The 25404-nt window shown below is 66.5% G+C and carries 26 protein-coding genes, 1 tRNA gene, 1 other RNA gene and 1 pseudogene; 9 read left to right on the plus strand and 20 right to left on the minus strand.

Annotated elements, in window-relative coordinates:
- The 4 genes from ASE96_RS11165 to rnpB form a co-directional block, all read right to left on the minus strand.
- Positions 1-804 (minus strand): HNH endonuclease family protein, encoded by an 804-nt coding sequence (locus ASE96_RS11165; RefSeq protein WP_056429893.1) that lies wholly within the window; start codon positions 802-804, stop codon positions 1-3.
- A 99-nt stretch (positions 805-903) separates the two neighbouring features.
- The gene (locus tag ASE96_RS11170) at positions 904-1113 is read right to left on the minus strand and encodes a hypothetical protein (RefSeq protein WP_056429896.1); all 210 of its coding nucleotides are present in this window, start codon (positions 1111-1113) and stop codon (positions 904-906) included.
- A gap of 84 nt (positions 1114-1197) precedes the next feature.
- Positions 1198-2694 (minus strand): glyceraldehyde-3-phosphate dehydrogenase, encoded by a 1497-nt coding sequence (locus ASE96_RS11175; protein ID WP_082492689.1) that lies wholly within the window; start codon positions 2692-2694, stop codon positions 1198-1200.
- A 283-nt stretch (positions 2695-2977) separates the two neighbouring features.
- An RNA gene (gene rnpB / locus ASE96_RS11305) (RNase P RNA component class A) lies at positions 2978-3371 on the minus strand.
- A 111-nt stretch (positions 3372-3482) separates the two neighbouring features.
- Here rnpB and ASE96_RS11180 point away from each other — a divergent pair.
- The 3 genes from ASE96_RS11180 to ASE96_RS11190 all read left to right on the plus strand — a co-directional run bounded on the left by ASE96_RS11180 (position 3483) and on the right by ASE96_RS11190 (position 6084).
- Positions 3483-4331 carry an SPFH domain-containing protein gene (locus ASE96_RS11180; RefSeq protein ID WP_082492690.1) on the plus strand — a complete coding sequence of 283 codons (849 nt, stop codon included), beginning with the start codon at positions 3483-3485 and terminating at the stop codon, positions 4329-4331.
- A 26-nt stretch (positions 4332-4357) separates the two neighbouring features.
- Entirely contained in the window at positions 4358-5233 is an 876-nt protein-coding gene (locus ASE96_RS11185; protein WP_156367569.1) for an alpha/beta hydrolase, read from the plus strand.
- Positions 5234-5319: 86 nt separating this feature from the next.
- Positions 5320-6084 carry a YaaA family protein gene (locus ASE96_RS11190; RefSeq protein WP_056429902.1) on the plus strand — a complete coding sequence of 255 codons (765 nt, stop codon included), beginning with the start codon at positions 5320-5322 and terminating at the stop codon, positions 6082-6084.
- Between the two features lie 60 nt (positions 6085-6144).
- Here ASE96_RS11190 and ASE96_RS11195 read toward each other — a convergent pair whose 3' ends face one another.
- Positions 6145-6882, minus strand: a complete 738-nt coding sequence (locus ASE96_RS11195; RefSeq protein WP_056429905.1) for a zinc ribbon domain-containing protein — start codon at positions 6880-6882, stop codon at positions 6145-6147.
- 123 nt (positions 6883-7005) lie between these two features.
- Positions 7006-7923, minus strand: a complete 918-nt coding sequence (locus ASE96_RS11200) for a Nif3-like dinuclear metal center hexameric protein (RefSeq protein WP_056429909.1) — start codon at positions 7921-7923, stop codon at positions 7006-7008.
- Positions 7924-8002: 79 nt separating this feature from the next.
- On the opposite strand from ASE96_RS11200, the gene msrA reads away from it, so the two are divergent.
- The 3 genes from msrA (at position 8003) to epsC (ending at position 10155) form a co-directional block, all read left to right on the plus strand.
- A complete protein-coding gene (gene msrA, locus ASE96_RS11205; protein WP_056429911.1) occupies positions 8003-8527 on the plus strand; it encodes a peptide-methionine (S)-S-oxide reductase MsrA in 525 nt (174 codons plus the stop codon).
- Positions 8528-8597: 70 nt separating this feature from the next.
- Complete coding sequence (gene cysK, locus ASE96_RS11210; RefSeq protein ID WP_056429914.1) at positions 8598-9533, plus strand: cysteine synthase A; 936 nt, start codon at positions 8598-8600, stop codon at positions 9531-9533.
- A gap of 37 nt (positions 9534-9570) precedes the next feature.
- A complete protein-coding gene (epsC, locus tag ASE96_RS11215; protein ID WP_056429917.1) occupies positions 9571-10155 on the plus strand; it encodes a serine O-acetyltransferase EpsC in 585 nt (194 codons plus the stop codon).
- Between the two features lie 45 nt (positions 10156-10200).
- Here the strand turns inward: epsC and ASE96_RS11220 are convergent, their stop codons facing one another.
- Positions 10201-11034: an oxidoreductase gene (locus ASE96_RS11220; RefSeq protein ID WP_056429921.1), complete on the minus strand. Its 834-nt coding sequence runs from the start codon at positions 11032-11034 to the stop codon at positions 10201-10203.
- 115 nt (positions 11035-11149) lie between these two features.
- Positions 11150-12586, minus strand: a complete 1437-nt coding sequence (gene gndA, locus ASE96_RS11225; protein ID WP_056429924.1) for an NADP-dependent phosphogluconate dehydrogenase — start codon at positions 12584-12586, stop codon at positions 11150-11152.
- Positions 12587-12825: 239 nt separating this feature from the next.
- Here gndA and ASE96_RS11230 point away from each other — a divergent pair, with 239 nt between their 5' ends.
- Positions 12826-13554: a FadR/GntR family transcriptional regulator gene (locus tag ASE96_RS11230; RefSeq protein WP_056429927.1), complete on the plus strand. Its 729-nt coding sequence runs from the start codon at positions 12826-12828 to the stop codon at positions 13552-13554.
- A gap of 40 nt (positions 13555-13594) precedes the next feature.
- On the opposite strand, the gene ASE96_RS11235 is transcribed toward ASE96_RS11230, so the two are convergent.
- From ASE96_RS11235 to ASE96_RS11245, 3 genes are read right to left on the minus strand one after another with little or no spacing between them, the layout of a single operon-like run.
- The gene (locus tag ASE96_RS11235; RefSeq protein ID WP_056429929.1) at positions 13595-14677 is read right to left on the minus strand and encodes an L-idonate 5-dehydrogenase; all 1083 of its coding nucleotides are present in this window, start codon (positions 14675-14677) and stop codon (positions 13595-13597) included.
- A complete protein-coding gene (locus ASE96_RS11240; protein WP_056429932.1) occupies positions 14677-15447 on the minus strand; it encodes an SDR family oxidoreductase in 771 nt (256 codons plus the stop codon). The genes ASE96_RS11235 and ASE96_RS11240 overlap by 1 nt, the downstream gene beginning before the upstream one ends.
- Positions 15448-15491: 44 nt before the next feature.
- On the minus strand, positions 15492-16403 hold the full coding sequence (locus ASE96_RS11245; protein ID WP_056429934.1) for an NAD(P)-dependent oxidoreductase: 912 nt from the start codon (positions 16401-16403) through the stop codon (positions 15492-15494).
- A gap of 88 nt (positions 16404-16491) precedes the next feature.
- Between ASE96_RS11245 and ASE96_RS11250 the strand changes: the two genes are divergently transcribed.
- The gene (locus tag ASE96_RS11250; protein WP_056429938.1) at positions 16492-17556 is read left to right on the plus strand and encodes a D-2-hydroxyacid dehydrogenase; all 1065 of its coding nucleotides are present in this window, start codon (positions 16492-16494) and stop codon (positions 17554-17556) included.
- A gap of 409 nt (positions 17557-17965) precedes the next feature.
- Here the strand turns inward: ASE96_RS11250 and ASE96_RS11255 are convergent, their stop codons facing one another.
- The 9 genes from ASE96_RS11255 to ASE96_RS11295 all read right to left on the minus strand — a co-directional run bounded on the left by ASE96_RS11255 (position 17966) and on the right by ASE96_RS11295 (position 24561).
- Complete coding sequence (locus tag ASE96_RS11255; protein ID WP_156367570.1) at positions 17966-19315, minus strand: MFS transporter; 1350 nt, start codon at positions 19313-19315, stop codon at positions 17966-17968.
- A 168-nt stretch (positions 19316-19483) separates the two neighbouring features.
- Positions 19484-20281: an IclR family transcriptional regulator gene (locus tag ASE96_RS11260; protein WP_056429945.1), complete on the minus strand. Its 798-nt coding sequence runs from the start codon at positions 20279-20281 to the stop codon at positions 19484-19486.
- A 171-nt stretch (positions 20282-20452) separates the two neighbouring features.
- The gene (locus tag ASE96_RS11265; RefSeq protein WP_056429948.1) at positions 20453-21283 is read right to left on the minus strand and encodes a fumarylacetoacetate hydrolase family protein; all 831 of its coding nucleotides are present in this window, start codon (positions 21281-21283) and stop codon (positions 20453-20455) included.
- Positions 21284-21579: 296 nt separating this feature from the next.
- Positions 21580-21870 carry a hypothetical protein gene (locus tag ASE96_RS11270; RefSeq protein ID WP_056429951.1) on the minus strand — a complete coding sequence of 97 codons (291 nt, stop codon included), beginning with the start codon at positions 21868-21870 and terminating at the stop codon, positions 21580-21582.
- 127 nt (positions 21871-21997) lie between these two features.
- Positions 21998-22073, minus strand: a tRNA-Val gene (locus ASE96_RS11275).
- 157 nt (positions 22074-22230) lie between these two features.
- Positions 22231-22653: a GNAT family N-acetyltransferase gene (locus ASE96_RS18840; protein WP_082492692.1), complete on the minus strand. Its 423-nt coding sequence runs from the start codon at positions 22651-22653 to the stop codon at positions 22231-22233.
- A 42-nt stretch (positions 22654-22695) separates the two neighbouring features.
- Entirely contained in the window at positions 22696-23595 is a 900-nt protein-coding gene (locus ASE96_RS11285; RefSeq protein ID WP_056429957.1) for an NAD-dependent protein deacetylase, read from the minus strand.
- A gap of 31 nt (positions 23596-23626) precedes the next feature.
- Positions 23627-24088, minus strand: coding sequence for a peroxiredoxin (locus ASE96_RS11290; protein ID WP_235500215.1), 462 nt, complete (start codon positions 24086-24088; stop codon positions 23627-23629).
- A gap of 53 nt (positions 24089-24141) precedes the next feature.
- Positions 24142-24561: a DUF3052 domain-containing protein gene (locus tag ASE96_RS11295; RefSeq protein ID WP_056429961.1), complete on the minus strand. Its 420-nt coding sequence runs from the start codon at positions 24559-24561 to the stop codon at positions 24142-24144.
- A gap of 397 nt (positions 24562-24958) precedes the next feature.
- Here ASE96_RS11295 and ASE96_RS11300 point away from each other — a divergent pair.
- A pseudogene (locus tag ASE96_RS11300) lies at positions 24959-25404 on the plus strand (pyruvate dehydrogenase (acetyl-transferring), homodimeric type); the annotation flags it as partial.

A 25404-nucleotide genomic window follows, 5' to 3' on the forward strand; every position in this document is an offset into this window, starting at 1 on the left:
TTACTGAGTCTCGGGAACAACCGTCTGCTGCCCGGGGCAGGAGGCGAGGACCCTTTTCATGGCGTCCTTCTCCGCCGGAGTGACCCACAGACGGTAGGCGGCTTTGACGGAGATCTGCCGGGCGACATAGTGGCAGCGGAAGTTCTTGTTGGGCGGCAGCCAGGTGGCGGCGTCGGACGCGCTTTTGTCCTGGTTCGCGGGGCCGTCGACAGCGATCAGGTTCAGCGGATCGTTCGCCAGGTGCTCGCGTTGCGCGGGTGTCAGCAGCTGGGCACCCTTTTGCCAGGCATCCCCCAGCGCCACGACGTGATCGATCTGCACTGCTTTGCTGCTCCCGGATCCCCGTCGGAAGGTGAGCTGGCGGCCGGTGTAGGGTTCCCGGAAGGTCCCGCCAGCCACCCGGCACTGGGATTCCTCGGTGAATTCGGCGCCGGAAAGGTCCCGGCGGAGGATGTCGTTGCGGGTGTCGCAGCCGTTGCGGTCCACGTCCAGCCAGGCCTGTCCGTACGCGCTGCGGTCGTAATTGTCCTTGGCGGCCCGGCCTTTGACGGGAAGTGTGTCCAGCAGCGCCGCCGCGGGACCCCGCGTAACAGGGCGCACGGAAGGGACCGCGTCCATCCAGCCGGTTGCCAGGACGGGAGCTTCGCTGGGTCCTCCCGCCGGCGGCTCGACGGCGGCAAACTGCCCGACGGTGAAGAACCAGCCGAGTCCCGCGACGACGGCGAGTGCCGCAGCGGCAAGCAGGGCCCACGCCTGGCGGGACCGGCGTCGTTCCCTCCGGAACTCCGCCCAGGTGAGCGTCATGCCGGCTTCCGGGCGGGGTGAAGTCTCTTCACCCCCGAAGCCTAGGCCGCTCCCCCGGCGCCCCGGGGGTTGTCCACAGTGTGGAGGACGGGTGCCCTGTCAGTTCTCCCTGGTCACGCGTACCAGGTCTTCGTTGGCGAGGGCCATCAGCGATTCGAGCTGCTGGACCCGCGCCTCGTCGACGTCACCGGCCGCATACTTGGCGCGGGCGTCGTCGAGGAGCCGTTTGGCTTCCTTGGCGTTCGCGCGGGCGACGTCCAATGCGTGTTCCAGGGTGGTTTCGTGCTCCACTGCCGAGTTCTGTTCCATTGCACCATTGTGGTGCTCTTTCCCGGCCGATTCCAGAGGATCGGCCGGGAAAGGCAGAACGGCACAGAATTCAGGCGTGGGATCTCAGGCGTCGACCTCGACGGGCAGGCCGGCCGCTTCCAAGGTGGCGGCAGCGTCCTTGGCGGGGAATGACGGCGGGTTCACGCCGGCCATTTCCTCCATCACGCGGACCACCTGGCAGCTGTAGCCGAATTCGTTGTCGTACCAGACGTAGAGAACCAGGTTCTTGTCGTTGGAGATCGTGGCGAGGCCGTCGACGATGCCCGCGCGGCGCGAGCCGACAAAGTCGGTGGAGACCACTTCGGGAGAATCGATGTAGTCGATCTGCTTGCGGAGGTCCGAGTGCAGCGACATTTCCCGCAGGTAATCGTTGACTTCGTCCTTGGTGGTGCCGTTTTCCAGGCTCAGGTTCAGGATGGCCAGCGACACGTCGGGGGTGGGGACGCGGATGGAGCTGCCGGTGAGCTTGCCCAGCAGTTCGGGCAGCGCCTTGGCGACAGCCTTGGCGGCGCCGGTCTCGGTGATGACCATGTTCAGCGCGGCGGAGCGTCCGCGGCGGTCGCCCTTGTGGAAGTTGTCGATCAGGTTCTGGTCGTTCGTGAACGAGTGGACCGTCTCCACGTGGCCGTGCACCACGCCGTACCGGTCGTTGATGGCCTTCAGCACGGGGGTGATGGCGTTGGTGGTGCAGGAGGCCGCTGACACGATTGTGTCCGAGTCGGCGATGGTGCCGTGGTTGATGCCGTGAACGATGTTCTTCAGCTCGCCCTTGCCCGGCGCCGTGAGCAGGACCCGGGAGACGCCCTTGCTCTGCAGGTGCTGGGACAGGCCCTCGGCGTCGCGCCAGCGTCCCGTGTTGTCGACCACCAGGGCGTCGTGGATGCCGTAGGCGGTGTAGTCGACCGTGGCGGGGTTGTCCGAGTAGATGACCTGGATCTGGACACCGTTGGCGGTGATGGTGTCGTTTTCGAGGTCCACCTTGATGGTGCCTTCGAAGGAGCCGTGGACCGAGTCGCGTCGCAGGAGGCTGGCGCGCTTGGCGAGGTCGTTGTCCGAACCGCGGCGCACCACGATGGCGCGCAGGCGCAGGCCGTGGCCTCCGCCGGCCTTTTCGATCAGGAGGCGGGCCAGGAGCCGGCCGATGCGGCCGAAGCCGTAGAGGACGACGTCGGTGCTGGTGCGGTCATCGCCGCCGCGCTTGCCCACGACGTCGGCGAGTTCGGCACGGAGGAACTCGTCCAGGGTGGCGCCGTTGCCCTCGGCCCGGTACTTCTCGGTGAGGCGGGCAATGTCGATGGCTGCGGCGCCGAGCTCCAGCTTGGTCAGGGCATCCAGCAGCGGGGCGGTCTCTTCGAGGCGCAGTTCTTCCTTGCTCATCCGGCGCGCGAAGCGATGGGCCTTGAGGATGTTCATGGTGGACTTGTTGATCAGGCTGCGGCCGTGGATGGAGGTGACCACGTTGTTTTCCCGGTACAGCCGGCCGATCACCGGAATCATGGCCTCGGCGAGCGCCTCCCGGCCCATCCACGTATCAAGACAAGAATCTGACGTCTGGCTCACAGAAATACCTTCCTAGAATCCACCACATACGACGTCGTATGCGGAAGTCGGCGGCCGGAGGTTCTCCGGCACCTCGGCGCCGGGGATTCGGTCCACCCCGGGCGCCTGTCGAGCAAAGAAAAGCCACCGGCTGCGAACGCAGACCCGGCGGCAGAACTTCTACGTTCACCATCCATTCTACGGGCGGGCCGGCGGGGTCCGGTGCCCGGTGACGCGTGAAATGACTCACACGGGGCCAGACCGGGCAGGATCGGGGCGCGAGGCAGAGCCGCGGCGATGTGGGTGGATGGGTTGACCGATACGCCGGGTTCTGTGTTCCCGTGCCGTTACCAGCACAGGAGTAGCGGCCATCCATCTACGAACGCCGTTGCCGACGCCCTCCAGCAGCCTACCCGGACACTCGGGCGGGCAGCCCTCAAACGTGTCCTGTCTGGCCTTGCTCCGGGTGGGGTTTACCTAGCCTTCCCGGTCACCCGGGAAGCTGGTGGTCTCTTACACCACCGTTTCACCCTTACCTGCCCTGCGGCCCGTGCAAGCACACGCCGCATGCAGGCGGTCTGCTCTCTGTGGCACTGGCCTGCGGGTTACCCCGAGTGGGCGTTACCCACCACCCTGCCCTGCGGAGCCCGGACGTTCCTCGAGCCACTTCCGTGGCGCGCGGCCGCCTGGTCAACCCATCCGCCGTCCATTCTACGGTCTCCCCCGGCGGAGCCCTCCCACCAGCGTATTTTGGGGCCGCCGGTGGGAGAATTGGAGGAGTATTCCTGCTAGTCAAGGAAACGATTGAAGTGAACTGGACAGCCATCATCATCTGGGTCCTCGCCATCATCCTGGTGCTCATCCTCGCCAGGATGTCGATCAAAATTGTCCGTCAGTATGAACAAGGCGTCCTGTTCCGGCTGGGCCGGGTGGTCGCGGTCCGGATGCCCGGCCTGCGGTTTATCATCCCGGTGGTGGACCGGCTTCAGCTGGTGAGCCTGCGGATCGTGACAATGCCGATCCAGTCACAAGGGATCATCACCCAGGACAACGTCAGCGTCGACATCTCGGCAGTGGCGTATTACCGGGTGGTCGACGCCGTGAAGTCCGTCGTAGCGATCGAAGACGTCGCGGCGGCCATCAACCAGATCGCCCAGACCACCCTGCGGAAGGTGGTGGGCCGGCACAGCCTGGACCAGACGCTGTCCGAGACCGAGCGGATCAACAGCGACATCCGGGAAATTTTGGACGCCCTCACCCTGGAATGGGGCGTCGAAGTGACACTCGTTGAACTCAAGGACATCCAGCTCCCGGACAGTATGAAGCGGGCGATGGCCCGGCAGGCGGAGGCCGAGCGGGAGAAGCGGGCCAAGATCATCGCGGCCGAAGGAGAGGCGATCGCTGCCGTGGCGCTGGGCGCGGCATCAGACACGATGATGGCCCACCCCGTCGCCCTGCAGTTGCGGAATCTTCAGTCCCTCGTGGAGATCGGGGTCGACAAGAACTCAACGGTCGTCTTCCCCGCGCCCTTGATGAGCACCATCGCCGAACTGGCAGCATTTCTGGCACGCGAGGACCACGCGGCCAAGACAGGGATTGCGGGAACGCCGGCGACGCCACCGGCGGAGTCACCGGCGCCACCATTTAGGGCCGCGTAGCCCGCGGCCGGGCCTAGGATCGATGCATGGACCAGTCCGCCCTGACCCGGCGCAGGCTGCTTGAGCTGGCAGCTATTGGCTTTGGTGCGTCCGCGCTCACAGCGTGCACGGAAGGCCTCACACCGGTCGAGACATCCCTTCCCGCCGCTACCGCACCGACGGCCGCCGCCCCGCTGACCGTCCGGACCAGCGCCGGCTCCTTCGTCTCCGCCTACCGGCCCGGGGTCGCCACGCGCTGGTCCCTGGCCGCGCCCGATATGCCGCCCGGCAACGCTCAGCCCGAACTGCCCGTGGCGATCTTTCTGCACGGACTCGGCGGTGACCACTCCGTCCTGCTGGAGAGCCTGGCTGCCGACGAGGCCCTGCGGCGGCACCTCGACGCCGGCGGCGCGCCCTTCGCGATCGCGGCCGTGGACGGCGGGGACAACTGGTGGCATCCGCGCGCGAACGGCACCGACACCCAGTCAATGCTGGTGAAGGAATTTGCGCCGTTCCTCGGACGGCGGGGCTACGACCTCGGCAGGATCGGCCTCGTCGGCCTCTCGATGGGAGGTTTCGGGTCCCTCCTGCTCGCCTCCCAGGGCAGGCTGCCCGGGGTCCGGGCCGTCGCGGCCATGAGTCCGGCGGTCTGGAAAGCGTACGATCCTCGCTTGAACAACGCCTTCGACGGCCCGGCCGACTTCGCGGCACACGACGTGTTCGCGCTCCGCTCCGGCCTCGCGGCACTGCCCAAACGGATCGATTGCGGCACGGGAGACGACCTTGCCGCCACGGTTCGTGACTACCGTGCCGGTCTGCCGGGTGCCGTCGAGGGTGGTTTCCAGCCCGGCGGCCACGACGACACCTACTGGCGTTCCGTCCTGCCCGGCGTGTTGTCCTTCCTGGGCCGCAACCTCGGCTGACCCCGCGGCTTCCGGGCCGGCCAGTCCGAGCAGGCGCAGTGCCGGACGGCGGGCCGCCACCGGGATCGGACGGCTAAGATTGGCCAGTGCTGATTCTGCTGCCGCCCTCCGAAGGCAAGACCCCCGCGACGGCCGGCAACGCCGTCGACTGGACCTCCCTGAGCTTTCCCGAACTGAACACGTACCGGGCCAAGGTGCTGGACGGCCTCGGAACGGTTAGCGCCCACGAAGATGCCCTCGCGCTCCTGGGCGTGGGCGCCTCGCTGCGCGCCGACGTCGAACGCAACACGCGGCTGCACGCCGAGCCGGCCGCCCCGGCCCATCAGGTCTACTCCGGCGTGCTGTATGACGCGCTGGGCTATGACTCGCTGACGGCCGCGCAGAAGCGCAAGGCGGATGAATCAGTCATGGTCATTTCCGCGCTCTGGGGTGCCATCCGCTTCGGGGACAGCGTGCCTGCTTACCGGCTGTCGATGTCCACCGCACTGCCCGATGTCGGACGGCTGGCGTCGTTTTGGAAACCGCAGCTCACGGCGGCCCTCGCCGGGGTCGTGGACGGTGAACTGCTGGTGGACTGCCGTTCCAGCACCTACGCCGCGGCGTGGGCTCCCCCGCCCCAGCTGACCGTGGCCGTGAACGTCTTCACCGAGGTGGACGGCGTGCGTAAGGTGGTCAGTCACTTCGCCAAGCACACTCGAGGCGAGCTCGCCCGGCACCTGCTGACCCGGCGGGGCAGGGCGCCGCGGACACCGGCGCAGCTGAGACAAGCTGCGGCCGAAAAGTGGACCGCGGAGCTGGTCGAGGGCACGGCCCGGAAGCCGCACGCCCTGAACATCATCCTGCCCAACTAGCTCGCATCAGGGGCCGTTTTGAGCCCCCAAAACGGCCCCAACTGCCAGTCAGTCGGGTGGCTACGCCCACTCGGAGGAGCGGACCAGGATGCAGCCGGAGTCCGGGCAGAAGACGATGTCGTCCTCGGCCGCGGCCTTTATTTCGGCGAGGTCGCCCGGGCTGAGCTGCATGCCGGATCCCTCGGACGTGCCGTGGAACAGCCGCGCCGCACCGACGCCGCGCTTGGCCAGGGTCTTCTCGTAGACGGCGAGCATGCCCGCGTCGAGGCCCTCGGCGAATTCGGCACGCTTGCCGCGCACCACCGTGGCCTCGGCGGCGACCTCGGCGAGCTGTTCGTCCAGCTCGGCACGGATGGAGCCGAAGGAACCCTGGATGTCGTCGACGATCTGCTGCTGGGCGGCCTGGCGCAGGCGCAGGGAATCGAGCCGCTCAAGGACCTCCAGCTCCACGTCTTCAAGGTCGGAGCGGCGCTTGTTCAGGGACACGAGGTCGCGCTGCAGGGCCACGAGGTCCTTGGACAGGCCGGTGCCGCTGTTGAGCTTCGCCTCGTCGCGTTCGATCCGGGAGGCCACCTGCTCCACGTCCGCCTCGGCCCGCTTAAGCTCGAGTTCGGCGTCGTGGACGGCCACCTTCGCGGAGCCGAGTTCGCCGTTGGCCACGCTGAGGGCTGCTTCAAGATCGGTGATCCGGGAGTCGCTTTCAAGGCTTCGGCGGCGGTTGGACAGGGATTTGAGCTTCGCATCAAGTCCCTGCAATTCGAGCAACTTCAACTGTTCCGCCGGTGCTGCCTTGGCCACTATTTACCTCCGCTTGTTCCCTGCCGGCCGGAGCCGGGCACCTAATCGGCGCTCCCTAGACTCTAGCGCCTAGCGTACTCCCCGGCCTCGCTACGCTCACCCGGGGCCCCTCGCACGCCAGGCCTAGCCCGGAGTCAGAATGAAGTCCCACGGATCGCTGTTGGTGCTGCTGACCCGGATCTCGACGTCATGGCCCTGGTCGCTCAGCACGTTACCCAGCGCATCCGCCGCGGCCGGCAGCCACAGCCACTCGCTGGCGAAGTGCGAAACGTCGATCAGGTACGGCCTGTCATTGACGGCCGCCTCACGGGCTTCCGACGCCGGATGGTGCCGGAGATCGGCGGTCAGGTACACGTCGGCGTTGCTCGCCCGGACCTCGCCGAGGAGGGAATCGCCGGCGCCGCCGCACACCGCCACGCGGCGGACCAAGCCGTCCCGGTCCCCGGAGACACGCACTCCCCCGGCCACCGAGGGAAGGATCCCGAAGACGCGCGCGGCGAAGTCGCCCAGGGTCAGGACTTCCTCAAGGTCCCCGACGCGCCCGATGCCTTCCTCCGGCAGGCCGTTGGCCGCCGGGGTCAGCGGGGCCACGTTCTGCAGTCCCAGCGCATCGGCCAGGACATCCGAGACGCCGCCGACGGCGGAATCACCGTTGGTGTGCACCGTCAACAGCCCGGTCCCCGACTCGATCAGGCGGTGCACGGCCCGGCCCTTGGCAGTGGTCGCCGCGACCGAGGTGACGCCCTTGAGCAGCAGAGGATGGTGGGTGATAAGAAGTTCGGCGCCAAATTCAATGGCTTCCTCGATCACCTCAAGGGTCGGATCGACGGCGAAGAGGATCCTGTTGACCGCGGCGGAGGGGTGGCCGGCCACGAGGCCCACCTCGTCCCAGTCCTCCGCGAGGGACTCCGGCCAGAGCTCTTCCACGGCCAGCAGGATCATGCCAAGGGTGGGCGCCCCGGGCGTTTCCCCGGATCCGTTGCCGGCAGCAGTGCTTCCGTCGGCAGGGCCGGCTGAAACGTCGGTGTTTTCAGGTTCCATACCCACATTTTTACCCTATCGGCCGGCCGGCCCCGCAGACGCCGGGAATCATCGGAGCCCTTGAACCATTGAAGAGAGCATGAGAACTTTTGTCCTCGGCGGAGGCTGCTTCTGGTGCCTCGACGCCGTCTACCAGAAAACCAAGGGTGTCAGCGCGGTCGTTTCGGGCTACACCGGAGGCCATCACCGCGACCCCGACTACTACGCCGTCTGCTCCGGAACCACCGGCCATGCCGAAGTCGTGGCCGTAACGTTCGATGAGGACGTCATCCCGGCGGAGGTCATCCTGGACATGTTCTTCGCCCTCCACGACCCCACGACGCTCAACCGTCAGGGCTACGACGTCGGCACCCAGTACCGCTCCTCGATGTTCTACGAGACAACCGAGGAGAAGATCATTTTCGAGGAAGCCATCGAACGGAACCAGCAGCTCTGGGCGCATCCGATCGTCACGGAAGTCAGCCGGCTGCCCGTGTTCCACCGGGCGGAGGAAATCCACCAGGACTACTTCGCCAAGTTCCCGGAGCAAGGTTACTGTCAGGTGATCATCAATCCGAAGCTGGCCAAGGCCAGGAAATATTACTCTGCATGGCTTAATGCTTAGCTAGGCCCTGCAGGCCCTCGTTAGGCTGACCTCAGTATTCCCCTTCTTCAACAGACAGGCGCAGACACCCATGGCACGGATCTATGACGATGTTACGAAGCTGATCGGCGGCACTCCGCTGGTCCGGCTCAACCGGCTGACCGAAGGACTTGACGCCACGGTGGCGGTCAAGCTGGAGTTCTACAACCCGGCCAACAGCGTCAAGGACCGGATCGGCGTCGCGATCGTCGACGCCGCGGAGAAGTCCGGTGCCCTCCTGCCCGGCGGCACCATCGTCGAAGGCACCTCCGGCAACACCGGCATCGCCCTGGCCATGGTCGGTGCTGCCCGCGGCTACAAGGTCATCCTCACCATGCCGGAAACCATGTCCACCGAACGCCGGGTCATGCTCCGCGCCTACGGCGCCGAAATTGTGCTCACGCCCGGCTCCGAGGGCATGCGCGGCGCCGTTGAGAAGGCCCAGGAGATCGTCGCCAACACGGAGAACTCCATCTGGGCCCAGCAGTTCGCCAACGAGGCCAACCCCGAGGTGCACCGCCAGACCACGGCCGAGGAAATCTGGTCCGACACGGACGGCAAGGTGGACATCTTCGTCGCCGGCGTCGGCACCGGCGGAACCGTCACCGGCGTCGGACAGGTGCTCAAGGAGCGCAAGCCCGACGTTCAGATCATCGCCGTCGAGCCGAAGGACTCCGCCATTCTCAATGGCGGCGCCCCGGGCCCGCACAAGATCCAGGGCATCGGCGCCAACTTTGTCCCGGAAATCCTGGACACCAACGTCTACGACGAGGTCCTGGACGCCACCCTGGAGGACTCCGTCCGTGTGGCCCGCGAGCTCGGCGTCAAGGAAGGCATCCTCGGCGGCATCTCCTCCGGCGCGATCGTCTGGGCTGCCCTGGAGCTGGCCAAGCGCCCGGAGAACGCCGGTAAGCTTATTGTTGCTGTTGTCTGCGACTTCGGTGAGCGTTACATCTCCACCGTGCTGTACGACGACATCCGCGGCTAAGGCCGGCCTTGTCCCAAGATTTCGTAGAAAGGTCTTTGTGAGCTTCTTCGCAAGACTGAAGGAAGACCTCGACGCCGCCCGGTCCCACGACCCGGCGGCTCGAGGTTCTTTTGAGAACTTCTTCGCCTACTCCGGCCTGCACGCGATCTGGTTCCACCGCGTGACGCACCGGCTCTGGCAGAATCCGGCGCTGCGCTTTCCGGCACGGCTGATTTCCCAGCTGGCCAGGTTCCTCACCGGAATCGAGATCCATCCCGGCGCCACGATCGGCCGCCGGTTCTTCATCGACCACGGCATGGGGGTCGTCATCGGCGAAACCGCCGAAATCGGCGAGGACGTCATGATCTACCACGGCGTGACCCTCGGCGGCCGCTCCCTGGCCAAGGTCAAGCGGCACCCCACCATCGAGGACCGCGTCGTGATCGGCGCCGGAGCCAAGATCCTGGGCCCCATCACCATCGGCCGGGACAGCGCCGTGGGCGCCAACGCCGTGGTGGTCAAGGACGCCCCGGCCGAATCGATCCTCACCGGCGTGCCGGCCACGTGGCGGCACCGGGACGCGCAGCGCGAGACCAAGCCCGCCGTCGACCCCGCCGAATACCTGATCGAGTACCGGATCTAACTGACGCGTCCCCGCCGGAGCAGCTGGAAACTGGAAACGGGAAGGCTACGCGGGAAACCGCTGGTAGATTTTCCAGATCACGACGTCGAACGCCCGGTCCGGCAGCAACCGCCGCAGCAGCAGGATCGCCCGCGCGCCCTTGCCCACCGGATAGCGGGTCTTGGGCCGTGGCGACGTCGCGGCGTGGACGATGGCGTCGGAAATGACCTCCGGCGGTGTGGACATGGTGGAACCCACGGTGGAAGCCAGCGCCGCCGCCACCACCTTCGCCTGGTCCATGTAGGGCCCGTGGCCGGACGTGGCCAGCAGGCTGTCGCCGGAGATGGCGCCCCACTCCGATTCGGTTCCCGACGGCTCGATGATGCACACGTCGATGCCATGGGGCTTGAGTTCGATCCGCAGTGAATCGCTCAGGCCCTCGACGGCGAACTTTGTGGCGTGGTACCAGGCGCCCAGCGGCTCGTACATCTTGCCGCCGATCGAGGACACATTGATGATCCTCCCCCGCCCGGCGGTCCGCATGCCGGGGAGCACCAGCTGGGTCATCCGCGCGAGCCCGAAGAGGTTGACGTCGAACTGCCGGCGCCCCTCGGCGATTTCCACTTCCTCCAGCGATCCGTAGGAGCCGTAGCCGGCGTTGTTCACCAGGACGTCCACCCGGCCGTGAGTGGCAATGACCTGCTCGACGGCTGCGGCCATGGATTCCTCGTTGGTGACATCCAGCGCCATGACCGTTACGCCGTGGGCCTTGAGCGGCTCCATTTTCTCGACGCGGCGCGCCCCGGCATACACGGTGAATCCCCGGGCGGCGAGTTTCCACGCGGTCTCAAAACCGATGCCGGTGGAGGCACCGGTGACAAACGCTACGGGCTGGCTCATCTGCTGCACTCCTGGGACGGTGACGGGACGGGGCCAGGGACGGGTTTCCGGGAAAACGCGTACGGCCGGTGCTCCCAGAGTAACGGGAGCACCGGCCGTGGCGTCAGGTACGGAACTAGTGGGTGTCCACTGCCTCGATTTCAGACTTGTCCTCGCCCCACAGGGTGTGGAAGGTTCCTTCGGCGTCGACACGGCCGTAGGTGTGCGCGCCGAAGAGGTCGCGCTGTCCCTGGATCACGGCGGCCGGGAGGCGCTTGCGGCGCAGGCCGTCGTAGTAGGCCAGCGAGGAGGAGAACACCGGCACCGGGATGCCCAGCTGCACGGCGGTCGAGACCACCCGGCGCCAGGCCGGGAGGACGTCGGCGATCGCCTTGGTGAAAGCCGGGGCGAAGAGCAGGTTGGCCGGCTTCTCCTCCGCGGCGTACGCCTTGGTGATCTCCTTGAGCAGTTCGGCCCGGATGATGCAGCCGCCGCGCCACAGCGAAGCGATCTCGTCCAGCTTCAGGTCCCAGCCGTATTCCTTCGCCGCGGAGGTGAGCATGTCCAGCCCCTGAGCGTAGGAGACCAGCTTGGAGGCGTACAGCGCCTGGCGGACGTCCTCGACGAAGCCCTCGGGAACCTCGACGTCGGCTTCCGCGCCAGCCAGCAGTTCCTGGGCCAGCTTGCGCTGCTCCGTCTGGGAGGACAGAGCGCGGGCGAAGACCGATTCGGCGATGCCCGACGTCGGGGAGCCCAGTTCCAGCGCGGAGATGACCGTCCAGCGGCCGGTACCCTTCTGGCCGGCGGCGTCCACGACGACGTCGACGAACGGCTTGCCGGTCTTCGCGTCCACGTGGCCGAGGACCTCGGCGGAGATTTCGATCAGGAAGGAGGCAAGGTCTCCCTTGTTCCACTCTTCGAAGATCTTGGCCTGGTCGGCCGGTTCGATGCCCGCGCCGGAGCGCAGCAGGTCGAACGCTTCCCCGATGACCTGCATGTCGGCGTATTCGATGCCGTTGTGGACCATCTTGACGAAGTGACCGGCGCCGTCGGTGCCGATCCAGGCGCAGCAGGGCTTGCCGTCGACGTGGGCGGCGATCTTTTCCAGTAGCGGGCCGAGGGCGTCGTAGGACTCCTTGGAGCCGCCGGGCATGATCGAGGGGCCGTTGAGCGCGCCTTCCTCGCCGCCGGAGACGCCGATGCCGACGAAGTGCAGGTCCTTCTTGGCCAGGGCTGCTTCGCGGCGGCGGGTGTCCTCGTAGTGGGAGTTGCCGGCGTCGATAATGATGTCACCCGGTTCCAGGAGCGGCTCAAGCTGCTCAATCACGGAGTCGACCGGCTGGCCGGCTTTGACCATGATGAGCACGCGGCGCGGCTTCTCCAGCGAGTCAACGAGTTCCTGCAGGGTTTCCGTGCGGACAAAGTCGCCGTCCTGGCCGTGCTTGGCCAGCAGGGCGTCGGTCTTCTCGACGGACCGGTTGTGCAGGGCAACGGTGAAGCCGTTCCGGGCCAGGTTGCGGGCGAGGTTGGCCCCCATCACCGCAAGGCCGGTGACACCGATGTGTGCTGACATCAAAACTCCAATTCATTCTGTGCAACGAGTGCAGTTCGTCCCGCGCGTGAGGCGGCACTATCTTCTTGGGGATCAGTGGCTGTCAATAAACCATATGTATTTCCGCGGGCTACGGGAAAGCAGTGCCCACGTGGCGGAATATGGCGCGTCACAAACAGTCTATGATTTCCGGCGCCGTCCGCGCCCGTCCGTGCCGAAACGTCGGCTGGAACAGCGTCCGCCGCACTATGCTTACGACTATGTCAACCAGCCTCCACCACCGCGCCATTGAGCACCTCGGCACCCGCATCGTCGCGGGCGAGCTCCCGGCCGGCCACATCATGCTGGCCGAGCACCTCGAAGAAGAACTCCAGGTTTCCCGTTCGGTGGTGCGCGAGGCCGTGCGCGTCCTGCAGTCGCTCGGCCTGGTCGAAACGACCAAGCGCGTGGGCATCCGCGTGCTGCCGGCCAACCGCTGGAACCCCTTCGATTCCCAGGTGATCCGCTGGCGCCTCGCCGGCGAAGGCCGCGGCGCACAGCTGCGCTCCCTCGCCGAGCTGCGCACCGCCGTCGAACCCGTGGCTGCCGAGCTGGCCGCCACCAACGCCCCGGAAGAGATCCGCCGCGAGCTTGTGGAGGTCTCGCACGCGATGCGCGACGCCGGCCGGGCCGGTGACGTGCCGAGGTTCCTGGAGCTGGACATCCACTTCCACTCCCTGCTCCTGACCGGGTCCGGGAACGAAATGTTCGCCAACATGGTGGGCCAGGTGGCGGAGACGCTGACCGGGCGCACCGTGCACGGCCTGATGCCGGACCGCCCGCGCGACACGGCGCTGCAGTGGCACGTGGACGTGGCCGAGGCGATTGCCGCCGGAAACCCGGCCGGCGCCCGGGAGGCCTCGGACCGGATCATGCGGCAGACCATCGCGGAGATGGAACCTGAATGGAAGGACCAGCCGCGGGTCTTCGTCCCGGTCACACGGCCCTAGCTGTACTGCGGCGCCCGCCGCACGGACCCGCAGCCACTGTTCAGCCCTTCGCTTCCGGCGCGAAATCGAGCAGCACTTTCCCGGAAACCGCCGCGTTCCTGGCAACGTCGAACGCTTCCAGTGCGTTGTCCAGCGCGAAGGTGTGGGTGACCACCGGATCCACCAGCAGCGATCCGTCGGCGAGCGCATCAATGACGTCATCGATTTCGTCGTTGAAGCGGAAGGAACCCAGCAGCTCCAGCTCGCGGGTAATGGCCAGGGAGATCAGGACCGGCTGCGGCCCGGAGGGCAGGAGCCCCACCATCACCACTTTGCCGCCGCGCACAGCTCCCTTTATCGCGGAGGCCAGGCCGTGGTGGCTGCCGGAGGATTCAATGACAATGTCCGCCGCGACGGCCTCGATGGACGCTGCGTCGTCGCCCTTGAGGACCTCGTCGGCGCCCACCGCACTGGCTATTTCCAGCGGCCGGGTGTGCATGTCCACGGCCACGATCCGCCGCGCACCCGCGCGTTTGAGGACAGCCACGGCCAGTGCGCCGATGGGACCGCTGCCGATCACAAGGGCGGTCTTGCCGGTCACGTCCCCGGCGCGCGAGACGGCATGCCAGGCGACGCTGGCAGGTTCCACCAGCGCGGCTGTCCTGAGCTCAAGGCCGGCCGGCAGGGTGCGGAGCATCCGGGCGGGCAGGGCGGCGTAGCGGCTGAACGCGCCGTCGGTATGCGGGAAGCGCGCGGCGCTGCCGAGGTAGGTGCAGCCCGGTGAAAGGTTGGGACGGTCTTCCGGATACGGCGCGGCACCCGGTCCCGGCGTCGCGGGGTGCACGGCGACCCGGCTGCCGGCCGCCGGACCGCTCCCGTCGCCGGCCGCCAGGAGGACCGTTCCGACAATTTCGTGCCCGAGGATCATCGGCGCTTTGAGGACGGACTCGCCCGCGGCCCCGTGCAGCCAGTAATGCAGGTCGGAGCCGCAGATGCCGCCGAAGGCCACCTCGATGACCGCTTCGTCAGGCTTCGGTGCGGGGACCGGGATGTCCTCGATCCGGAGGTCGCCGGCAGCGTGGGCCACGACGGCGGCCGCGGTGGCCGGCAGTGCCGTCACGGTGCCCGTCAGAACGGCGCCCATCAGACCACCACCGTCATGCCGCCGTCGATGAAGATCGTCTGGCCGTTGACGAAATTCGAGCCGTCGGACGCGAGCCAGACCGCCGGACCGGCCAGGTCCTGCACGGTCCCCCAACGGTGCGCCGGCGTCCGGCCCAGGATCCAGGCGTTGAACTGCTCGTCGTCCACGAGGTTCTGCGTCATTTCGGTGTGGATGTAGCCCGGTGCGATGCCGTTGATCTGCAGGCCCGCGCCGGCCCACTCGGCCGTCATCGCCCGGGTGAGGTTCCGGAGTCCGCCCTTGGCCGCAATATAGGGGGCAATGGTGGGCCGGGCGAGGTCCGTCTGGACCGAGCAGATGTTGATGATCTTGCCGCGGCCGCGCGGAATCATGTGCCGCGCCGCCTCCCGCCCCACCAGGAAGGCGCTGGTCAGGTCGGTGGAAATCACCCGCTCCCAGTCGGCGACGTCCAGCTCCAGCATAGGCACGCGGTGCTGGATGCCGGCGTTGTTGACCAGAATTTCCAGCGGACCCACGTTCTCCTCGACCCAGGCGACGCCCCGGGCCGCCTCAAGGTCGCTGGTGACGTCGAAGGCGCAGCTGTGGATCCGGCCTGGCGGGTACTCCGCGGCCATGGCGGTTTCGGCGGCCTTCAGCCGTTCGGCGTTGATGCCGTTGAGCACCACCGTGGCCCCGGCGTCCGCCAGTGCCCGGGCCAGGGCGTTGCCGATCCCCCGGCTGGAGCCGGTGACCAGCGCGGTCCGGCCGGTCAGGTCAAAAAGTCCACTCATTGGTTTGCTGATCCTTACTGGGTGTTGGCGGCTGTGTTGACTGCTCAGTCGCCGCTGGCGACGTCGCTGAGATTGGAGATCGTCTGCCTGACGACGGCCAGGTCCCGGTCTCCCTGCCCCTGGCGCAACAGTTCCGCGTAGAGTCCGACGCCGGCGGAGGCCATCGGCACCGCGGCACCGACCGTAGCGGCGCTTTCGAGCACAAAGGACAGGTCCTTGTGCATGAACTTGGCCGGGCCGGTCGGCTCGTACTCCTTAGCGGCAAGCCGCGGTCCCACGACCTCAAGGACCCTGCTGCCGGCCAGGCCGCCCCCGAGCACGCCGTACAGGGCATCGACGTCCATACCGGAGCGTTCGGCGAGTTCCGCGGCCTCGGCGAGCGCCGCCGTCGTGGTTCCTACAATGAGCTGGTTGCAGGCCTTGGCGAGCGATCCGGATCCCAGGGGCCCCAGCCGCCGGACGGTGCTGCCCATGGCGCTGAACAGCGGAAGGAGACTCTGGAAGTCCTCTTCGCTCGCGCCCGCCATGATGGCCAGGGTCCCTTCCACGGCGCCTTTGGTGCCGCCGCTGACGGGAGCGTCGACGACGACGGCGTTCCCCCCGCTCGCCCGGGCCACCCGGGCGCCGAACTCCTGCACCGCGGCCGGCGAAACGCTGCTCATGACCACCACGAAGGTTCCGGCGGCCGGGCGTTTCACGGACCAGGCGGCAAGGAGGGCCGCGGCGGCGTCTTCGATGTAGGAAAGGTCCGGGAGCATAAAAATGATGACGGGCGCGTCGCGGAGGTCTTCCACTGCGGCGACGCGTGCGCCGCCGAGGGACTCGAACGCCTCCAGCGCCGACGTCGAACGGTTCCAGCCGCTGACGGTCCAGCCTGCTTTCAGGAGGTTTGCCGCCATTGGCGCCCCCATCAGGCCCAGGCCCACAAAGCCCGCTTCCTTACGGTGTTTATCCATGCTGCCCCACTTCGTTGTGACTGGTCTCTTCGTTGTGACGCTTCTGTGAATTTCAGTAATCTGTTCAATATCCTAGCCGCCATTCAGTATGATGAACACTATGACGACTCAAACCACCGTCGCGATCGCCGTCCCGCTCGAAGCTGAGCTTGTGGAGCGCATCCGCGCCGTAGATCCTTCCGTTACCGTCCTCTACGAACCGGACGTCCTGCCGCCGGAGCGCTTTCCCGCCGACCACTCGGGCGATCCCGGGTTCCGCCGGACGCCGGAGCAGGAAGAGCGCTACTGGGACATGCTCAACAAGGCCCAAGTGCTGTACGGCTTCCCCAACGAAAGCCCCGCTGGCCTCGCCAGGATCGCCGGCAGCAATGCCCGCCTGGAGTGGATCCACGCCATGGCGGCCGGGGCCGGCGGTGCCGTGAAGGCATCCGGGCTGGACGCCGGGACGCTGCAGAAGTTCAAGGTGACCACCTCGGCCGGCGTGCACGCGCTGCCGCTCGCCGAGTTCGCCGCCCTCGGAATCCTCAACGGGTTCAAGCGCAGCGCGGAGCTGGCACAGGACCAGGCGGCCAGGAATTGGCCGGAACTGCGGACTCCCACCCGTCTGGTCAACGGCTCACACCTCGTGGTCACCGGGCTGGGTGAGATCGGTCTTGAGACTGCACGGATCGCCCGCGCGCTCGGCATGACCGTCAGCGGCACCAAGAGGACGATCGAACCCCTCGACGGCATACAGGATGTCACGGACAACGCGGGGCTCGCCGGCCTGCTGGCCACGGCGGACGCCGTCGTGAACACCCTTCCCGGTACGCCGTCCACCGAGAAACTCTTCAGCCGCGACGTCTTCGCCGCCATGAAACCTGGAACGGTCTTTGTGAACGTGGGCCGCGGCATCGTGGTGGACGAGGACGCGCTGCTGGAGGCGCTCGGTAACGGCCAGGTGTCCTATGCGTGCCTCGACGTGTTTGCCGTGGAGCCGCTCCCCCAGGACAGCCCGCTGTGGAACCACCCCAAGGTGATGGTGTCCCCGCACACCTCAGCCCTCAGCGCCGCAGAGAACCGGCTGATCGCCGAACGCTTCTGCAGCAACCTGCGGACGTTCCTCGACGGCGGCGAGCTCCCCCACGTTGTGGACACGGTCCACTTCTACTAGGCCCGTTATCAGGTCCCGCACCCGACTCTGCGGATTCCTCAGCACATTTCAGGGCGGCCCCTCCGGAAACGGAGGGGCCGCCCTTTGTGGTTCAGCGTGCGACTCGCAGCTTGCCCGGCGCGGCGTGCGTGGCGACGCGGCACGCTCCCCGCGGCGCGCTACGTGGCCCGCGACTCGCAGCTTGCCTGGCGCGCCGGGCGTGGCGACGCGGCACGCTCCCCGCGGCGCGCTACGTGGCCCGCGACTCGCAGCTTGCCTGACGCCGCGGTAGTCGCGCGTCGCCAGGTATTCCGCGCGTCGCCAGCACTTCCCCATGACGCACCCCCGGGACGCAGGAAGGCCGTGGCCCCTCCTCTGCGGAGGGGCCACGGCCTTGGGCCCGCCGCAGCGGGCAACGAACCAATTGCGGCTAGCTGGCGTCCTCCGTCAGGAGGAGGTCGCGTCCCACCGTCTCGGGGGTGAAGAACGTCGTGACAAATGAGATCAGGGCAAGCACCAGCGAATAGATGGCGAGCACCAGCCAGGAGTGATCCGTGACCGCCAGGAGGGCGGCACCCACCAGCGGAACCAGCCCGCCGGCCATCACGGCAGAGAGTTCGCGGCTCATGGCCACGCCGGTGAACCGGTACCGCGAACCAAACAGCTCAGGCAGCAGCGGGCACTGCGGACCGAGCATGGACTGAACGCCGAGGGCAATGCCCACCACCATGACAATCCAGACAAGCGTCACATTGCCCAGGCTCACCAGATAGAACGCCGGCAGCGCGATGAGGGCCTGGAAGAGCGCGCCGTAACGGTAAACCGGAACCCGGCCGAACCTGTCCGACAACGCGCCGAACGTCACCACCATGACGGCGGCGAAGGCAGCGGCAATGAGCAGGCCCACCGGTCCGATGAACTTGTCGCCGGGGAAGACTCCGTCCTTTGCCGCCAGGAAAGCGATCAGCAGCGCGGAGTAGATCGAGGAGTTGCCGTTCTCGCCCATCCGCAGGCCAATCCCGATCAGGGTGTTTTTCTTGGAGTGCTTCCACAGCTGGCCGAGGGGGTTCTTGGCCACATTCTTGTGCTTCTCGAGTTCCTGGAAGACGGGCGTTTCCTTCAGCCGCAGCCGGATGAAGATGGCAAGCGCAATCAGGATCACGCTGGACAGGAACGGAAGCCGCCACAGCCAGCCCTCCAGGGTTGCCTTATCCGACATGGCAATCAGGGCAAACGTCCCGGCGCCCAGCAGGGTGCCCAGCTGGATGCCGACGAACGGGAGCGCAGCAAAGAAGCCCCGACGGTGGCGCGGTGCGACTTCGGAAATCAGCGTGGTGGCCCCGGCCTGCTCCGCGCCGGCGCCCAGGCCCTGAAGGATGCGCAGGGTGACCAGGAGTACGGCGCCCACCATTCCGGCCTGCTCAAAAGTGGGCAGCAGGCCGATGGCGAAACTGGCCGTACCCATCAGGCCGATCGTGAGGATGAGGACCATCTTGCGGCCGAACCTGTCGCCGATGTAGCCGAAGATCATTCCGCCGAAGGGCCGGGCCGCGAAACCGACGCCATACGTGGCGAACGAGGCGATCAGGGCGCCGTCTTCGCCGAGCGGCTTGAAGAACAGCGGGCCGAAGATCAGGGCCGAAGCCAGGCCATAAATGTAGAAGTCGTAGTACTCCAGAGCCGAGCCCACGGAGCTGGCAAGAGTTGCCCTTCGCAGCTGATCCGGATCGACGACGGCGCCGTCCGCTTCAGCACGCGGTGTATTGGTACTAGTTGTCACAAGCACTCCCTCAAGAACACTCCAGACCCCCGTTGGCCTGGTGGGATAGGAACAACCCCCGAGGGGGTGATCACCATGTTGAACAGCGTACAACATGGTGGTCACGTAGCCAATGTGTAATCGGATTTATTTTCGTCAACGACCCGCTGGCGGATCAGGTGGCCGGCCTTACCCCATCGGATTGCCCAGGGACCGGGCCAGCTCCTTCAGTTCCTTGACCATCAGCGCGCCCTGCTCTTCCGAATAGGTGGCCTTCAGCGCAGTGACCGACAACCCCAGGCTGGGTCCGTGTGCACCGCGCGTGGGAACAGACACGGCCAGACAGACGACTCCGGTCGTGGATTCCTCATCCTCGAACGCGTAGCCCTGTTCCCGGATGACCTCGAGCTGGGCTTTGAGTTCGGCGCCGGTTCGCAGCGATTTTGGCGTCAGGACCGGCAGTTCGGCATCGTCCGGGAACATCTCGGCAATATCGTGGTCGTGCAGCCGCGCTAGCAGCGCCTTGCCTACGGCGCAGAGGGACACAGGCATTTTGTCGCCGATGTTGGACGTGAGGCGCACCGCGGGATGGCCCTCATAGCGGGCCAGGTAGATGACATTGCTACCGTCCAGCATGGCGATTCGGACGGTTTCGCCGGACAAGGTGGGAGCCTGTTCGCAAAACCGGTAGAACTCCTGGACCTCATCGAGGCGGCTGAGGTAGGCCGCGCCGAGCTCGACCAATTTGCGTCCCAGGGTGAACTCGGCACCTTGACGATTGATGAGCCGGGCCTCTTCGAGTGCCAGCATGAGGTTCGATGTTGAGGATTTCGGAATTCCCAGTTCCCGCGAAAGATCACTCAGTGTGAGGCGTCCGGTCGCAGAGGCTGCCAGGGCTTCAAGCACCGCGGCGGCGCGGGTGACGGCCGGCGCCGGCGACGCGCTCCCCAGTCCATCGGAGGTTCGGGGAACTCGGGAATCGGCCATGATTCTCCTTCAGGTATCGCGCGGGAGTCGCAGGAGCATTCGGATGCTGTTCATTCAGCTGAACAGTAACCATCATAATGTCAGGGACCGCAAAGCGCTCACACTGGTGGCCGTCGTCGCGTGCGGTTGCGGGGCCCGGTCAGGCCGGCAACGCCCGCGCGGCACCCGACATCATGCCACGGCCACGACCGGGTTCGTGAGCTCCCCGATCCCCTCGACACGGCAGGTGACGGTGTCGCCGGGCACGAGGCGTGCGCACTCGGCGGGGAATCCCGTGAGCACCAGGTCGCCGGGGTGAAGTGTCATAAAGGAGGTCACGTAGACCAGGATTTCCTCGACTCCCCAGCCGAGATCAGCGGAGCTGGCCGGCCTAAGCTCGGTGCCGTTGTGCGTAATCCGGATGGCCAGGTCGGAGGCATCAAGTCCCGTGACGATCCACGGCCCCGCCGGAGTGAACGTGTCCTGGCTCTTGGCGCTGATCCACAGCTCGTCCGCCTTCTGCAGGTCCCTGGCCGAAACGTCGTTTCCGATCGTGAACCCGAGAACAGCGGTCAATGCAGTGTCCAGGGTCAGCCCCCGGGCCTTGCGCCCGACCACGATCGTGAGTTCCGCTTCCGGGTCGACGTGGCCCACGCCCGGGCGGAGTTCTATGGCGTCCCCCGGACCCACCACGCTGGTTGCGGCCTTGTGGAAGGCCTGGGGCGGCAGTTCGCGGCCTGCGCGGCCGGTGTTATGTGCCATGCCCAGGACATTGGCAGGGGTACTGGGTGCCAGGAAGGTGAAGGAACCCTCGGCCACCGTGGCGCCGTTTTCCCAGCCCTCGCGGGGCACGCTGCCGGCATTCGCCGGGGAGTCCGGGAAAGGCGAGGTGATCACCGTCCACACTCTGCCTGCTTCGCCGTCGAAGTCCGCGGCATTGTTGGCGACAAAGAAGTGCTCGGCTTCCGACATGGGAGCGTGGGGGCGGACCCGGGCAATCCGGCGGGTACTCGTGGCGTTCATGAAGACATCCTAGGTCGCGGCCCCGGGGCGATGCGGCATGTGTCGGACCCGGGCCAGTCCGCAGTGGACCCCGCCTGCCATGACTGAGCGGTCGAATCTACGCCGTCGCATGGCCGTCAATTACGCCATCGAATAGGCATTTTCGCTGGTCAGAATCGCCGCCGCGTGTTTTTCATTTCCAAATATTCACGGTATATTCATACCAAGCCTTCCACCGCGGCATCCCCCAATAGTCGCGGTGGAAGGCTTTTCCATTCCTCCGGCGCCTCCGGGCCTCGCCGCCCGCGCTGCCACCCTTACGCCGCGTCCGCGATGGCCTCCCGGAGCCGCCAGCCGCCGCCCAGTCCGTCACGGATAATTTCCATCGTCGTGAGGGCGGAACCCGGGTTGCGGCCCAGCCTCGCCTGGATCCGCCAGACCTCGACGTCGACGCGGCTCAATCCCTTGGGCATCCGACGCTCGGCCTCCCACCAGCTCACCCGCTCGAACCAGCGGACCGGCTCCGCGCCGACAAGCCATTCGCGGCCGCCGCGCACCACCGCGCGGGGTCTTCCATCCGGATCCGATTTCACCATGACGTGTTCCATGCCAGCCACGGTAGGGCGAGGGTCTGACGTTATTACCCGCGCCGCGTCCGCGCCCCGGGAAGGCCTGCCGGGCACACAAAAAACCCCGCCGTGCGGCTCTGCGGCCAGCACTGACGGGGTTTATCCTTGGTGGGTCCTACCGGGATCGAACCGATGACATCCACGGTGTAAACGTGGCGCTCTACCAGCTGAGCTAAAGACCCAAACCGCTGTTTCCACGCTTCCGCGCTTCAACCAACGAACAGTTACTGTACCGGACGAACCGTGCTGTGCGCCAATCGAGCCCAGCGTCCCGGCGGCCCATAGTCGGTTTCCACGCCTGAGCCTGCGCCTGCGCCTGCTGCCACATCTGAAGGGGGCTTATCGGACCATGCGGGCGTCAGTGATTGTCGGGGCAGCCGCATCGCGCTGTTCGGTGCCATCAAACTCGAATCCGTTGCGTCGATAGAACGCCACAGCGCGGGGGTTGGCCTTCGCAACCCACAGCATGGCCGGCCGGGCACCTATCACGGCATCGAGGAGCGCCTGGCCTGCACCCGTTCCGTGATGGGCTGCAGTAACGTACAGGTTGTACACCTGAAGTTCCCGCGGCACTTCGCGCGCTTCCGGGTCGACGGCCGGCCCAGCGAATGCGAAACCGATGATCCTCCCATCGCCATGAACGACATCACAAGATTGTGTCAGACCGGGCGATTTGTCGGACCGCGAAACCCGAAATTCGCCACTGATATTCAGCTGGCACAGCGAGGCCCTCCGGGTGGAATAATCCGTCGCTGGCGATATTCACCGCGTAGTGTCAAATAGCCCGAGGACGGATACCGCAGGCTATTTATTAAGTGGCGGTAGCTCGGCTGCGAGCCAGGTGAGCGCCTCGCTGACGCCGGCGTCGAGCTTGATGGTGGCGAGTTCGTCCCCGCGGGTCTGGCCGCGGTTGATGATCACCACCGGTTTTCCGTGTTTGGCCGCGTGCCGGGCAAACCGCAGGCCGCTCATGACTGTCAGCGAGGAACCTGCCACCAGCAGCGCTCCGGCCTCATCCACCATGGCGTACGAACGTTCCACCCGGTCTTTGGGGACGTTTTCGCCAAAGTAGACAAAATCGGGTTTGAGCGTGCCGCCGCAGGCCGGGCAGTGCGCGACGACGAAACTCTCGATCAGGGCGGCGTCCTCCACGGTGGCGTCGGCGTCCGGAGCCATTTCGACGACGCCGGCGGCCAGCGCCCGGTCCAGAAAGCCCGGGTTGAGTTCTTCCAGGACGCCGGCCAGCAGCGTCCGGCTGTACCGGCGGTGACAGGAGAGGCAGACCACCTGGTCAAACCGGCCGTGCAGGTCCACGACGTTGATGCTGCCGGCGTCCTCATGCAGCCGGTCCACGTTCTGGGTGATGAGCCCGGTGAGCAGGCCGCGGTGTTCCAGCCGGGCGACGGCGGTGTGGCCGTCGTTGGGGTCGGCACGGCGCAGGTGGGACCAGCCGATGTGGTTGCGCGCCCAGTAGCGGCGCCGGTTGTCGGCTGCGCCGATGAATTCCTGGTAGGTCATGGGTGCCCGCGGCGGGGCGCCCGGTCCGCGGTAGTCCGGGATGCCGGAATCCGTGCTCAGGCCGGCTCCGGTCAGCAGCGCGAAGCGTTCCCCCGCCAGGATGCCGTGGATGTCCTGCAGGACTTCGAGTTCGTCACGGGCGGGTTCGCCGGCGGGCACCGGGGGCAGGCTGGCAAACCCAGTCATGCCGGTCCCAGGCCGCCGCGTCCTCACCGTCTCAGTTCCTGCCGAGTCCCGCCAGGGCGGTGCGGTACTCGGTGAAGTCCCGGGCCTGGCCGCGGGGGTTCACCACCAGGTAGCGCACGATTCCGGCGGCGTCGATGATGAAGGTTCCACGCTTTGCCATCCCGGTGGCGGGGTCGAACACCCCGTATTGCTCGGCCACGGCTCCATGCGGCCAGAAGTCGGCCAGCAGATCGAAGGCATAGCCTTCCTTCTCCGCGTACGCACGCTGGGCGAACTTGCTGTCCACCGAGATCCCCAGCACGACGGCGTCGGCGTCCTCGAACAGCGTCAGGTTGTCCCGGATTTCGCAGAGTTCCCCCGTGCAGATGCCGGAGAAGGCGAACGGGAAGAACACGACGACGACGTTCTGGCCCCGGAGCTCCGAGAGCCTCACGGGTTCGCCGAACTGGTTGAGCAGTTCGAAGTCGGGAGCGGCCTCGCCGAGGGCGGGCACGGCCCGTGTTTCAACCGGCTGGCCCCCCAGGATGCCAACCGCTCCCGCTGGGGTCACTTGTTCTTCCGGGTGACCAGACGGGTGGCGCTCCAGTCCTTGGAGACGCCGGCAGACGTGGTGTAGTGCAGGCCCGCGGTGGGCGCAGCATCCTGGATATCGGCCGGTGAGACATAGCCAACCCGGCCGGACTTCGGGGTCAGCACCCAGACGACGCCGCCCTCGGTCAGTGTGGTCAGCGAGTCGACGAGGGTGTCCACGAGGTCTCCGTCTCCGGACCGCCACCAGAAAATGACGGCATCGACGACTTCGTGGTCGTCTTCATCGAAGAGTTCCGAGCCGGTGAGATCCTCGATGTCGTCGCGCAAATCGAAGTCGACGTCGTCGTCATAACCGAATTCCTGAATCAGGTCCCCGGTTTTGAAACCCAGTTTTTCCGCCACATTTACCGAAGTGGCGGCGTCGGCCTCGCTCACGTGTTGCTCCTATGCTTGGTGTTTTCAATAGCTCTAGTGATTTCCATTACTCCAAGCCAACACCCTTTGCGCCTGCGCTTCAAGCTGTTGGCCCCGCGATCCGCCATATTCTGCGTCACACACGGCGATCCGGGCACCGCAAGGCGGCACGTCGTCACACAACCAGTATGCCGGTCAAATGCGACGGGACCCCCATGCGACAGCTACGCATCCCCGAGCTGTCAGAGCTAGAGTGGCTGATGACGACTACGCCCGCGAGGGCGGACGCCCCGCTGACGAAGGCGGGCATGGTCGTGATTGGACCTAGCCCGGCGCACATGACCGGGCAGTTGTAACCGATACGTCGCACACGTCGCGTTCACGCCAAGCAGATACCCTGCCGGAGCTGAGGGCGCCGATGAATGCGCTCAAAGAGAGGTTGGACGTGGCTGCAGGAGAAGAGACCTCCCATATCCTCAGCGGGTTGACTAACCAGCTGCCTGATCGTGATCCGGAAGAGACCGCCGAGTGGCTGGAGTCCCTGGATGCGTTGATTCAGGATCAGGGCACCGAGCGTGCCCAGTACATAATGCGCAGCCTGCTTCAGCGGGCCGGCGCGCAGTCCGTGGGTGTTCCGATGGTCACCACCACGGACTACGTCAACACCATCCCGGTGGACCAGGAGGCCGAGTTCCCCGGGGACGAGGAGATCGAGCGGAAGTACCGGGCGTGGCTGCGGTGGAACGCCGCGGTCATGGTGCACCGGGCGCAGCGGGCCGATATCGGCGTCGGCGGGCACATCTCCACCTACGCCGGGGCCGCGACCCTGTACGAGGTGGGCTTCAACCACTTCTTCCGCGGCAA

The organism is Arthrobacter sp. Leaf69 (assembly GCF_001422645.1).
Taxonomy (GTDB): Bacteria; Actinomycetota; Actinomycetes; order Actinomycetales; family Micrococcaceae; genus Arthrobacter.

What these genes read in the sequence shown, in the direction of transcription:
- ASE96_RS11235 (WP_056429929.1), bottom strand. Translation starts at nt 14,677, where the DNA reads ATGGGCGCCGTTCTGACGGGCACCGTGACGGCACTGCCGGCCACCGCG.
- ASE96_RS11250 (WP_056429938.1), top strand. Translation starts at nt 16,492, where the DNA reads ATGATGAACACTATGACGACTCAAACCACCGTCGCGATCGCCGTCCCG.
- ASE96_RS11245 (WP_056429934.1), bottom strand. Translation starts at nt 16,403, where the DNA reads ATGGATAAACACCGTAAGGAAGCGGGCTTTGTGGGCCTGGGCCTGATG.
- ASE96_RS11285 (WP_056429957.1), bottom strand. Translation starts at nt 23,595, where the DNA reads ATGACTGGGTTTGCCAGCCTGCCCCCGGTGCCCGCCGGCGAACCCGCC.
- ASE96_RS11200 (WP_056429909.1), bottom strand. Translation starts at nt 7,923, where the DNA reads ATGGAACCTGAAAACACCGACGTTTCAGCCGGCCCTGCCGACGGAAGC.
- gndA (WP_056429924.1), bottom strand. Translation starts at nt 12,586, where the DNA reads ATGTCAGCACACATCGGTGTCACCGGCCTTGCGGTGATGGGGGCCAAC.
- ASE96_RS11170 (WP_056429896.1), bottom strand. Translation starts at nt 1,113, where the DNA reads ATGGAACAGAACTCGGCAGTGGAGCACGAAACCACCCTGGAACACGCA.
- cysK (WP_056429914.1), top strand. Translation starts at nt 8,598, where the DNA reads ATGGCACGGATCTATGACGATGTTACGAAGCTGATCGGCGGCACTCCG.
- ASE96_RS11230 (WP_056429927.1), top strand. Translation starts at nt 12,826, where the DNA reads ATGTCAACCAGCCTCCACCACCGCGCCATTGAGCACCTCGGCACCCGC.
- ASE96_RS11165 (WP_056429893.1), bottom strand. Translation starts at nt 804, where the DNA reads ATGACGCTCACCTGGGCGGAGTTCCGGAGGGAACGACGCCGGTCCCGC.
- msrA (WP_056429911.1), top strand. Translation starts at nt 8,003, where the DNA reads ATGAGAACTTTTGTCCTCGGCGGAGGCTGCTTCTGGTGCCTCGACGCC.
- ASE96_RS11265 (WP_056429948.1), bottom strand. Translation starts at nt 21,283, where the DNA reads ATGAACGCCACGAGTACCCGCCGGATTGCCCGGGTCCGCCCCCACGCT.
- ASE96_RS11220 (WP_056429921.1), bottom strand. Translation starts at nt 11,034, where the DNA reads ATGAGCCAGCCCGTAGCGTTTGTCACCGGTGCCTCCACCGGCATCGGT.
- ASE96_RS11240 (WP_056429932.1), bottom strand. Translation starts at nt 15,447, where the DNA reads ATGAGTGGACTTTTTGACCTGACCGGCCGGACCGCGCTGGTCACCGGC.
- ASE96_RS11185 (WP_156367569.1), top strand. Translation starts at nt 4,358, where the DNA reads ATGGACCAGTCCGCCCTGACCCGGCGCAGGCTGCTTGAGCTGGCAGCT.
- ASE96_RS11270 (WP_056429951.1), bottom strand. Translation starts at nt 21,870, where the DNA reads ATGGAACACGTCATGGTGAAATCGGATCCGGATGGAAGACCCCGCGCG.
- ASE96_RS11260 (WP_056429945.1), bottom strand. Translation starts at nt 20,281, where the DNA reads ATGGCCGATTCCCGAGTTCCCCGAACCTCCGATGGACTGGGGAGCGCG.